The organism is Micromonospora sp. RV43 (assembly GCF_001029515.1).
GTDB classification, from domain to species: Bacteria; Actinomycetota; Actinomycetes; order Mycobacteriales; family Micromonosporaceae; genus Micromonospora; species Micromonospora aurantiaca.
Genome location: NZ_LEKG01000218.1, coordinates 1 through 11,081 on the forward strand (window position 1 = coordinate 1; position 11,081 = coordinate 11,081).

General features: G+C 72.6%; 9 protein-coding genes. 5 read left to right on the plus strand and 4 right to left on the minus strand.

The window, feature by feature from the left end:
• Positions 1 to 117: 117 nt before the first annotated feature.
• From ABD52_RS33485 to ABD52_RS33495, 3 genes are read left to right on the plus strand one after another with little or no spacing between them, the layout of a single operon-like run.
• Positions 118 to 1,059 (plus strand): iron chelate uptake ABC transporter family permease subunit, encoded by a 942-nt coding sequence (locus ABD52_RS33485; RefSeq protein ID WP_152748350.1) that lies wholly within the window; start codon positions 118 to 120, stop codon positions 1,057 to 1,059.
• Positions 1,056 to 1,928 carry an ABC transporter ATP-binding protein gene (locus tag ABD52_RS33490; RefSeq protein WP_047894369.1) on the plus strand — a complete coding sequence of 291 codons (873 nt, stop codon included), beginning with the start codon at positions 1,056 to 1,058 and terminating at the stop codon, positions 1,926 to 1,928. The genes ABD52_RS33485 and ABD52_RS33490 overlap by 4 nt, the downstream gene beginning before the upstream one ends.
• Positions 1,929 to 1,960: 32 nt before the next feature.
• A complete protein-coding gene (locus tag ABD52_RS33495; protein WP_013285340.1) occupies positions 1,961 to 2,905 on the plus strand; it encodes an ABC transporter substrate-binding protein in 945 nt (314 codons plus the stop codon).
• 55 nt (positions 2,906 to 2,960) lie between these two features.
• Here the strand turns inward: ABD52_RS33495 and ABD52_RS33500 are convergent, their stop codons facing one another.
• Complete coding sequence (locus tag ABD52_RS33500; RefSeq protein WP_013474789.1) at positions 2,961 to 4,220, minus strand: Nramp family divalent metal transporter; 1,260 nt, start codon at positions 4,218 to 4,220, stop codon at positions 2,961 to 2,963.
• A 331-nt stretch (positions 4,221 to 4,551) separates the two neighbouring features.
• Complete coding sequence (locus ABD52_RS33505; protein ID WP_013285342.1) at positions 4,552 to 5,199, minus strand: hypothetical protein; 648 nt, start codon at positions 5,197 to 5,199, stop codon at positions 4,552 to 4,554.
• A gap of 186 nt (positions 5,200 to 5,385) precedes the next feature.
• Between ABD52_RS33505 and ABD52_RS33510 the strand changes: the two genes are divergently transcribed.
• Positions 5,386 to 7,029, plus strand: coding sequence for a hypothetical protein (locus ABD52_RS33510; protein WP_013285343.1), 1,644 nt, complete (start codon positions 5,386 to 5,388; stop codon positions 7,027 to 7,029).
• 66 nt (positions 7,030 to 7,095) lie between these two features.
• Here the strand turns inward: ABD52_RS33510 and ABD52_RS33515 are convergent, their stop codons facing one another.
• A complete protein-coding gene (locus ABD52_RS33515) occupies positions 7,096 to 9,600 on the minus strand; it encodes an RNA helicase (protein WP_030270385.1) in 2,505 nt (834 codons plus the stop codon).
• 47 nt (positions 9,601 to 9,647) lie between these two features.
• Entirely contained in the window at positions 9,648 to 10,274 is a 627-nt protein-coding gene (gene trmB, locus ABD52_RS33520) for a tRNA (guanosine(46)-N7)-methyltransferase TrmB (protein WP_221489093.1), read from the minus strand.
• Positions 10,275 to 10,417: 143 nt separating this feature from the next.
• Between trmB and ABD52_RS33525 the strand changes: the two genes are divergently transcribed.
• Complete coding sequence (locus ABD52_RS33525) at positions 10,418 to 10,999, plus strand: hypothetical protein (protein WP_047894370.1); 582 nt, start codon at positions 10,418 to 10,420, stop codon at positions 10,997 to 10,999.
• The last annotated feature ends 82 nt before the right edge of the window (positions 11,000 to 11,081 follow it).

Here is an 11,081-nt window from a genome sequence, read left to right on the forward strand (position 1 = left end):
GCCCTCGACCGGATCCAGGACGCGCACCTGGCGCACCAGGCCGGGCTGGTGGAGCAGGGCGCGGTGCTGGCGGCGGGGCCGTTCCTGGACGGCGACGACGGGCGTGTCCGCGGGTTCGTGCTGCTGTGCGTCGCGGTGGTGGTCAGTCTGTCGCTGGGTACGCCGTACGTCGCCCCGGTGGACGTGGTGCGGTCGCTCTCCGGTGCGGGCACCCCGTACGACCTCGTGGTGCGCGACCTGCGACTGCCTCGCGCGGTCCTCGCGGCGGTGGCAGGGGCGGCCTTCGGCGTCGCCGGCACGCTGATCCAGAGCGTGGCCCGCAACCCGCTCGCCAGCCCCGACGTCATCGGTGTCACGCAGGGCGCCGGGCTGGCCGCGACGATCGCGCTGACCAGCGGCGCGGCGGCGGTGCTGGTGGCGCCGGCGGCGCTGCTCGGCGGCCTGGCCGCCGCGGTGGCGGTGTTCGCGCTCGGCGCCCGGCACGGCCTGGCGGCCCAGCGGTTCGTGCTCGCGGGTGTGGCGGTGGCGTTCGCGTTCCGGGCGCTGATCGAGGTGGTCATGCTCACCGCCGACCCGATCGACGGGCTGCGCGCGCAGATCTGGCTCATCGGCACGCTCGCCGGCAAGGGGTGGAGCGAGGCGGCCTGGATCGCCGGCATGCTCGCGGTCCTGCTGCCGGTGCTGCTCTGGGCCGGGTGGGCGCTGCGCAGCAGCGCGCTCGACGACGACACCGCGCGCGGGATCGGCCTGCGGCCGGTGGCCCGCCGCATGGGGCTGGCCGGTACCGGTGTGCTGGCCGCCGCCATGGTCACCGCCCAGGTCGGCGCCGTCGACTTTGTGGCGCTGGTGGCCCCGCAGGTGGCCCGCCGGCTGGTCCGCGCCGAGCGCCCGCCGCTGCTGTGCGCCGCGCTGCTCGGCGCGTTGCTGCTGGTCCTCGCCGACCTCGGTGCCCGCCGGCTGCTGGCGCCGACCCAACTGCCGGCCGGCGTGCTCACCGCGGCGATCGGCGGGCCGTACCTGATCTTCGTGCTGCTGCGCACCCGAGGGAGGCGGTCGTGACCGCGCTGCTGTCCACCCGCGACCTGGTCGTCGGCTACGAGGGCCGCACAGTGCTGGACGGACTCGACCTCGACCTGCCGGCCGACACGTTCACCGTGATCGTCGGCCCGAACGCCTGCGGCAAGTCGACGCTGCTGCGCACGATGGCCCGGCTGCTCACGCCCCGGCGCGGCGCGGTGCTGCTCGACGGCGCGGCGATCCGCGACCTGCCTACCCGGGACGTGGCCCGGCGGCTCGGCGTCCTGCCGCAGAGCCCGCTGGTGCCCGAGGGGATCACCGTGGCCGACCTGGTCGGGCGCGGCCGGCAGCCGTACCAGCGCTGGTGGCGGCAGTGGTCGGCCGAGGACGGGCGGGCGGTCGAGGAGGCCATGCGGCTGGCCGACGTCAGCGCGCTCGCCGACCGCCCGGTGGACACGCTCTCCGGCGGGCAGCGCCAGCGGGTGTGGATCGCCATGACGCTGGCCCAGGACACCGACGCGCTGCTGCTGGACGAGCCGACCACGTTCCTCGACCTGGCCCACCAGGTCGAGGTGCTGGACCTGCTGCACCGGCTGCGCGCCGAACGCGGCCGGACAGTGGTGGCCGTGCTGCACGACCTCAACCAGGCGGCCCGGTACGCCGACCACCTGATCGCCATGCGCGACGGCGCGGTGGTGGCCGCCGGCAAGCCGCGCGAGATCCTCACCGCGGACCTGGTCCGCAACGTGTTCGGGCTGGACTGCGTGGTCGTGCCCTGCCCGGTCAGCGGCGCCCCGCTCGTGGTGCCCGCCCTCACCCAGGCCGGATCCGCCCAGACCGGATCCGCCCAGACCTCGGCCGTTCCGGCCGTCACGCCGGCCACGGCCGGCGCCCCCGTCGGCGACGCCTGAGCGCGCCGACCCGCACCACCGAAAGGAACCTGATGCGTCGTCTCGCCGTCGCACTCACCGCCGCCCTCGCTCTCGGCGTCGGCCTCACCGCCTGCGGGGAGAGCGACCCCGTCGCCGGCACCGGCACCGGGGAGACCCGGGAGATCACCCACTCCATGGGCACCACGAAGGTGCCCGCCGAGCCGAAGCGCGTGGTCGTGCTCGACACCGACAAGATCGATACCGCGCTGTCGCTGGGCGTCACCCCGGTCGGCGCGGCGACCGCCGGTGAGGCGAAGAGCTGGCCCACCTACTTCGGCGCGGACAAGCTCGCCGGGATCACCGAGGTCGGCGTGCTCACCGAGCCGGACCTGGAGGCGATCAACGCGCTCAACCCGGACCTGATCCTGGGCAGCAAGTTCCGCCAGGAGAAGTTCTACGACGAGCTGTCCAAGATCGCCCCGACCGTGTTCACCGAGAAGGTGGGTGTCACCTGGAAGGAGAACTTCCTCCTCGACGGTGCGGCGCTGGGCAAGGAGCAGCAGGCCAAGGACCTGCTGGCCGAGTACGAGAAGCGGGCGAAGGACTTCGGCGCGAAGCTCGGCGACGCCTCGTCCCGCAAGGTCTCCATCGTGCGCTTCATGCCGACCGAGATCCGCCTGTACGGGCCGGACTCGTTCTCCGGCATCGTCGTCGGCGACACCGGCCTGGGCCGCCCCGAGCGGCAGATGCTCGCCGGCAAGGAGGACAAGCGGATGGACCGGGTCAGCCCGGAGCGCATCGCCGAGGCCGACGGTGACGTGGTGTTCGTGACCGCGTACGGCGAGAAGGCCGCCGCCGAGCAGGCCAAGGTCACCGGCGGCACGCTGTGGAAGGGCCTGTCCGCGGTCAAGGCCGGCAAGGCGCACGTGGTCTCCGACGAGATCTGGATGACCGGCATCGGCGTGGGCGCCGCCAACAAGATCCTGGACGACCTGGAGAAGTACCTGGCCGCCTGAGCCCCGATCACCCGCGCCCGTCCAGCCGTCGTCGGCCGGACGGGCGCGGGTGTGTTCAGGCCGCCAGTTGCCAGAGCAGGAACGCGTTGAGCGCCACCACGAACGCCGTGATCGCGACCGCGGCGGCGGTGGTGGCCCGGCGGTTGACCAGGCTGCCCATCAGGTCCCGGCGGCGCGTGAACATCACCACCGGGATCAGCGCGAACGGGATGCCGAAGCTCAGCACCACCTGGGACAGCACCAGCGCGCGGGTCGGGTCGACGCCGATCGCGAGCACCGCGAGCGCGGGCAGCAGGGTGATCATCCGGCGGACCAGCAGCGGGATCCGGCGGCGCAGGAAGCCCTGCATGATGATCTCGCCGGCGTACGTGCCGACGCTCGTGGAGGCGAGCCCGGACAGGAGCAGGGCGACCGCGAAGCCGACCGCCGCCGCCGTGCCGAGCGTGGTGGCGAGCCCGGCGTGGACGCCTTCCAGGGTGTCGGTGCCGGGGATCGACGTGCCGTGGAAGCTACTAGCGGCGACCAGCAGCATGGCCAGGTTGACCGCGCCGGCGATGCCCAGCGCGATCAGCACGTCGACCCGCAGGCCCTTGGCGACGACGCGCCGCTGCGTCTCGCCCTCCGCCGGCAGCCGGTTCGGGGTCAGCGCCGAGTGCACGTAGATGACGTGCGGCATCACCGTCGCGCCGAGGATGCCGGCGGCGAGCAGCATGCTGTCGGTGCCTTGCATCCGGGGCAGCAGCCCGGCCGCGGCGTCGGACACGTCCGGTTGTGCGCTGACCAGGTTGACAGCGAACGCCAGCACGATCACGCCGAGCAGCACCGCGATGGCGATCTCGAACGTCCGGAAACCCCTGGCGCGCAGCGCCAGGATGGCGAACGAGGCGGCGCCGATGATCAGGCCGCCGGGCAGCAGCGGGACGCCGAACAGCAGGTACAGCGCGACCGCCCCGCCGATCACCTCGGCCAGGTCGGTGGCCATGGCGACCAGTTCGGCCTGCGCCCACATGACCCGGTTGAGCGGCCGGGGCAGATGTTCCCGGCACAGTTCGGGCAGGCTGCGCCCGGTGGCCAGGCCGAGCTTGGCGGTGAGCGTCTGCACCAGCATGGCGGCCAGGTTCGCCGCCACGACCACCCAGACCAGCAGGTAGCCGTACCGTGCCCCGGCGGTGGAGTTGGTGGCGAAGTTGCCGGGGTCGACGTAGGCGACCGCCGCCACGAACGCGGGCCCGAGCAGGATCAGACGGCCACGTACCGGGCGTGGGGCGCGGGCGGTCCGTAGCGGGGGTACGACGGACGAGTCGTTTGTTACCACTGTTGCTCCTCGACGACGGCGAACGACGGACGACTGATGGCGAACGGCGAACGGCGGGGGGTGTCAGGGAGGGCGGCCACGCGGGGGTGTTCCCGACGGATGCCCGTATATGCCACCAACCTGAGCCCGGAGGAGGAAAGCAGACACGGGACGATGCCGTCCGCTGTACGACCACCGGCTGGGCGCCGTGCGGCGCACCGCCCGGGACGACGAACGGCCGCCCCGGGTGGCGGGGCGGCCGTTCGGTAGGTGGGCGGTGCGGCGGTCGCCGCCGGGTACGCGGTCCGGCGGCGTGGTCGCGGTGCGCCGGATGGCGTGCCGCGGCGGTCGGTCAGGCGGCGGTGGACCAGATGGCCCGGAACGCGGCCGCCTCACCGGCCAGCCACTGCTCGATCTGCTCGGGCTTGACGTCGGCGGGCATCCGGTGCGCCTCGCCGCGCCGCACGTCGACCAGGACCGGCTCGGCGTGCGGCAGCACCGCGTCCATGTGCCGGGCCATCAGGTGCAGTGTGGCCAGCGTCGTCTCCTCGCTCGGCGGCGCCTCGTCGAAGTGCAGCCGGATCGCCTCGGCCCGGCCGTCGGCGTACCGGACGCCGAACTGCGGGTTGATCTTCACGGGCAGGTCGCCCAGCATGGCCAGCGCGTCGCGCGTCTGGGCCAGGTCGACGCCGGCCGGCTCGCCGAGCGAGTGCAGCCAGCGGGTCGCGCCCGGCACGAGCGCCTCGTAGAGCGGTCGCCAGCGCGGCTTGACCAGGTCGGCGACCTGCGCGAGATGGGTGCCGCCGGTGTGGAAGGCGACGTCGGCCTTGAGCGCCTTGACGAACTGGCCGTGCGGGTTGAAGCCGTGCCGGCTGGCCCGCTGCCGGCGCAGACCGCCGACGAAGGTGGCCTTGGTGGGGCCGGTGCGGTCGACGTACCGGGTGAATCCGAGGAGGGTGGCGTAGGGGGTGACAGGGGTCGCGGAGGTGGGCGCAGTCACGAGCATCCTCCCAGGTCAGCAGCTCGATTAGTACATACATTCTAATCGACGGGTCTGACATCGCCCAGGGTGCGAAAGGGGCATTGTCGATCCGTTCGCCGACGGCCCGCCGATCCGGACGGGACACCGCGCGATCGATCCGTCCCCTAGAGTGCGGTTCTTCCACACCTCTCTCCCGGAGTACCCATGCGATCCCTCACGGCCCGATGGCCCCGCCTCGCCGCCGCCGCGGCGCTGCTGGCCACGACCGCGCTCTTCGCCCCGTCGACCCCGGCGCACGCCGCCGACGAACTGCCCGACCTGTTCGTGTCCTTCAGCAGCGACCCCGTCGCGGAGATCGACAACAGTGGCACCACGGTCGGGATGTACGTCTACAACTACGGCCAGGCCGACGCGACGGCGGTGACCGTCACGCTCGACCTGGGCAAGCTGTCGTCCGACGTGGTCGCCTCGGTGCCGGACTGGAACGACTCCTGCAAGCTCGCGGCGGGGAAGGTCACCTGCACCGTCGGTGGCCTGGTGGCTGGCCAGACCGATCTCATCTATCCGCTCTCGCTGGCCAGCCGCACCGGTGCGACCCCCGGTGACGCCGGTTCGGTCGGCGTGACCATCGCCGGCGCACAGGACGACGCCAACCCCGGCGACAACACGATCAGCTTCCCGGTCACGATCCGCGCCTCGGGCCCCGATCTGGTCGCCGCCGCCGACGACCTGAACGACAAGTCCAAGCCGGTCGGTGAGGGCGACCGGGTCCCGCTCTACAGCGGTGTGCTCAACGAGGGCGACAGCCCGGCGACCGACTTCACCGTCCGGGTCGACCTGCCCACCGGCGCCACCTTCGTCGAGCGGTACAGCGACTGCACCTACGTCGGCTACTACCCGAAGGCCAGCGGTCCGCCGTACGTATACGGGCCGAGCCAGGTCACCTGCACGGTGCCGCTGACGCTCAAGCCCGGCGAAGGGCTGCTGCTGTTCGACGACGAGACGGGCGAGTCGCTGTTCAACATCACGTTCGGCCGCAACCTGCCGGGCCCGGACGAGAACTACGCCCTCTTCAGCACCGCGCTGGCCGGTGAGGCGGAGACGGCGAAGAAGGCCGCGGCGACCAAGGGCAACGGCCCGTCGTTCGCCACCGCCGCCGAGAAGCTGCACGCCAAGGCGGTCAAGGCGGGTCAGGCCCGCAAGGCCGTCGTGGAGCGCGAGCTCGACGAGTCCGACAACTACGCCGACTTCCGGTTCTGGAGCAAGAAGAACAGCCTCGACGTCGCCGTCACCGCCGCGCCGGTGAAGGGGGCGGTCGGCCAGACCGTCGACCTCACCTACGAGGTCGTCAACCACGGCCCGTCCGACGGCGGCGGCCCCGGTGTCCTCATCACCGCACCGAGCGGCACCGTCCTGCTGCCCAGCGAGTGGTGCTACACCGACGGCCAGCCGGGCACGACGTTGCCCGAGTCGGCGAAGCTGCGGTGCAACTTCGAGAGCGAGTTCCCGAGCGTCGCCTCCGGCTACGGCCGGATCAAGCCCACCGTGCAGCTGAAGATCAAGTCGACGCCGGGTACCGACGGCACGATCGTGGTCGACGGCGCCACGTCCTCGACCGAGTCGAAGCCGGCGAACAACACCGCTCGCATCGTCGTCGCCGTCGGCAACGGCGGCCCGGGCACCGGTGGCTCCGGAGACGGCAGCGGTGGCACCGGCGGCGGCCTGCCGATCACCGGTGCGCCGGCGGCCACGCTCGCCGGTGTCGGCGCCGCCGTGCTCGCGGCCGGCGCGGTCCTGTTCGTCGTGTTCCGTCGTCGTCGCGTGGCGTTCCAGGCCCCGCGCGACTGATCGGACACGATCGCGGGGGCGGAACCGGACCGGTTCCGCCCCCGCGGCGTACGTCAGCCGACGCCGCTACAACTGGCCGACGTCGGTGACGCGGACCACCGCCGCGCCTGTCTCGTCCGAGGCGGCCAGGTCGATCTCGGCGCTGATGCCCCAGTCGTGGTCGCCGTCCGGGTCGTCCAGGATCTGCCGGACGGTCCACCGCTCGCGGCCCTGCTCGATCATCAGCAGCGCCGGCCCGCGCGCGTCCGGCCCCACACCGATGGAGTCGTACGCCTCGAAGTACGGCTCCAGCGCGTCGGCCCAGGCGTCGGCGTTCCAGCCGTCGCCCGCGTCCAGTTCGCCGAGCAGGTCCCAGCGGCGCAGCGCGGCCAGCTCGACGCGACGGAACATCGCGTTGCGCACCAGCACCCGGAACGCCCGCGCGTTGCGGGTGACAGCCGGCGGCCGGTCGTCCAGCGAGGCGGCCACCTCGGCCACATCCGACGGGTTGCGCAGCCGCTCCCACTCGTCGATCAGGCTGGAGTCGACCTGGCGGACCAGCTCGCCCAGCCACTCGATGAGGTCGACCAGTTCCTCGGTCTTCGCGTCCTCGGGGACGGTCTGCCGCAGCGTCTTGTACGCGTCGGCGAGGTACCGCAGCACCAGCCCCTCGGACCGGGACAGCCCGTAGAACTGGACGTACTCGGGGAACGTCATGGCCCGCTCGTACATGTCCCGGACCACGGACTTCGGGGAGAGCTGGTGGTCGGCCACCCAGGGGTGTCCCTGCCGGTACATCTCGTACGCGGAGTCCAGCAGCTCCGCCAGCGGCTTGGGCCAGGTCACGTCGTCGAGCAGTTCGAGGCGCGCCTCGTACTCGATGCCTTCGGCCTTCATCGCGGCGACCGCCTCGCCGCGGGCCTTGAACTGCTGCGCGGACAGCACCTGGCGGGGGTCGTCCAGGATCGACTCGATCACGCTGAGCACGTCGAGCGCGTACGACGGCGACTCCCGGTCGAGCAGCTCGACGGTGGCCAGCGCCAGCGGTGACAGCGGCTGGTTCAGCGCGAAGTCGAGCTGGAGGTCGACGGTGAGGCGTACCCGGCGGCCGGTCTCGTCCGGCTCGGGCAGCTCCTCGACCACGCCGCCCGCGCGCAGCGCGCGGTAGATGGCGATGGCCCGGCGGATGTGCCGGCGCTGCGCGGCCGGGTCCTCGTGGTTGTCGGTGAGCAGGTGCCGCATCGAGGCGAACGCGTCGCCGGGGCGGCCGATCACGTTGAGCAGCATCGAGTGGCTGACCTGGAAGCTGGAGGTGAGCGGCTCCGGCTCGGCCTCGACCAGACGCTGGAACGTCGGCTCGCCCCAGCCGATCGAGCCCTCCGGCGGCTTCTTCTTCACCACCTTGCGGCGCTTCTTCGGGTCGTCACCCGCCTTCGCGAGCGCCTTCTCGTTCTCGATCACGTGCTCGGGGGCCTGCACCACGACCCGGCCCAGCGTGTCGAACCCGGCCCGCCCGGCCCGGCCGGCGATCTGGTGGAACTCGCGGGCCTTGAGCAGCCGAGTGCGGGTGCCGTCGTACTTGCTCAGGCCGGTGAACAGCACGGTACGGATCGGCACGTTGATGCCGACGCCGAGCGTGTCCGTACCGCAGATGACCTTGAGCAGGCCGGCCTGGGCGAGCGTCTCGACCAGGCGGCGGTACTTCGGGAGCATGCCGGCGTGGTGCACGCCGATGCCGTGGCGGACCAGTCGGGACAGCGTCTTGCCGAAGCCGGAGGTGAACCGGAAGTTGCCGATCGCCTGGGCGATCATGTCCTTCTCGGCGCGGGTGCAGACGTTCACGCTCATCAGCGCCTGGGCGCGTTCCAGCGCGGCGGCCTGGGTGAAGTGCACGACGTACACCGGGGCCTGCTTGGTCTCCAGCAGTTCCTCCAGCGTCTCGTGCAGCGGCGTGGTCGCGTACGAGAAGAGGAGCGGGACCGGCCGCTCGGCCGAGCGGACGACGGCGGTCGGCCGCCCGGTGCGCCGGGTCAGGTCGTCGACGAAGCGGGTGGTGTCGCCGAGCGTGGCCGACATCAGCACGAACTGGGCCTGCGGCAGCTCGATCAGCGGCACCTGCCAGGCCCAGCCGCGGTCCGGCTCGGCGTAGAAGTGGAACTCGTCCATGATCACCTGGCCGACGTCGGCGCGGCGGCCCTCGCGCAGCGCCAGGTTGGCCAGGATCTCCGCGGTGCAGCAGATGATCGGCGCGTCCGCGTTGACGCTGGCGTCGCCGGTGAGCATGCCGACGTTCTCCGCGCCGAAGACCTCGCAGAGCGCGAAGAACTTCTCCGAGACCAGCGCCTTGATCGGCGCGGTGTAGAAGGTCGTCCGGTCGTCGGCCAGCGCCGCGAAGTGCGCCGCGATCGCCACCAGGCTCTTGCCCGAGCCGGTCGGCGTATTCATGATCACGTTCGCGCCGGAGACGATCTCGATGACCGCCTCCTCCTGATGGGGATAGAGGTCCAGGCCGCGCTCGGACGCCCAGGAGGCGAACGCGTCGTAGAGGGTGTCGGGATCGGCGGTCTTCGGCAGCGCGGCGGTGAGAGTCATGGCGGCTCCCATCGTGCCTGGATCACACCGCGCCGCGCCAACCGGGTTCAGCGCCGCCGGTGGATCAGGTCGAAGACCTCCCGGCCCGCGGTCAGCGCGCGCCGCTCGAACTTCGTCACCGGCCGGTGCGCCGGACGGGGCGCGTAGCCGCCGTACACGTCGACCAGCTCCGGGTCTGCGGTGAGCGTCTCGCGCATCGACTCGGCGTACTCGGCCCAGTCGGTCGCGCAGTGCAGCGTGCCGCCCGGAGCCAGCCGGGACCGCAGCAGCGCCACGTGCGCCGGCGCGATGATCCGCCGCTTGTGGTGCCGCGTCTTCGGCCACGGGTCGGGGAAGAAGACGTGCACCGCGTCCAGGCAGCCCTCCGGCATGGCCCGGACCAGGTCCAGCGCGTCGCCCTCGGCCACCCGCACGTTGTCCAGACCGTGGCGTTCCACCAGGTCGAGCAGGTTGGCGATTCCCGGCGTATGGACCTCGACCGCCAGATAGTGTCGGTCCCGGTCGGCCGCCGCCATCGCGGCGGTGGCGTCGCCCATGCCGGAGCCGATCTCCAGCACCAGCGGCGCCCGTCGTCCGAACAGCGCCGTCGGATCGCACGGCCCGTCGAGGGCGGCGATCTCGAGGCCGTACGCGGGCCAGAGCCGGGTGAGCGCGTCGCGCTGCCGCTCGCTCATCCGTCCGCGACGCGGATGGAAGGTACGGATGCGGCCGGCGGCGATGTCGGGGAGGGTCACAGCGACCCGAGCCTACGCGACCCGGATCGGATGTGATGTGCGGCCGGGGGTGAGAGGATTCATCCCGTACGCCGGGAGGGGTCATGGGGTCGTTCAGGGTACGTGAGGCGCTGCTGGTCGCGGTCGCCGCGTGCGCCGCCCCGCTGGTCGGCGCGACGCCCGCCCAGGCCGCGCCGCGCGCCGCCGAACCGGTGCCGGAACAGCCGCCGGCCGACGTGATCTTCGTGGAGGTCACCCCGGGCACCGTCTCGCCCGGCTACCTCGTCGGCATCCGGGCGAGCTGCCGGAACAACTCGGTTCCGGCGATCGTCACCTCGGACGCGTTCGGCAAGATCCAGGTGCAGCCGCAGCGCGGCCTGCTCACCGCCTCGCCGATGGTCCACGAGCGCACCCGGCCCGGCAACTACCGGGTCAAGCTGGAGTGCCCGGGCGGGGAGACCGCCTCCACCATGCTCCAGGTGGTCAAGCAGGGGCAGCCCACCCGGCAGCCGAGCCACCTGCCCAGTCATCTGCCCAGCCGTGGCCCGGCGACCGGGTTCGGCGGCACCGCCGGCCCCGGGCTCGGTGGTTTGCTGGTGCCGGTCGGGCTGGCGGTGACGGTGGTCGGCGCCGGGCTCGGTGTGGCAGCGTCCCGCCGGCACGGCCGCGGCGCCGCCGGACGCTGAGGCCGGTCATGGCCGAGCATTTTGTTCCGCCGCCCGCCGGAGCACGGCGCTCCGGCCGGCCGTTCCTGGCACTGCCCCCGCC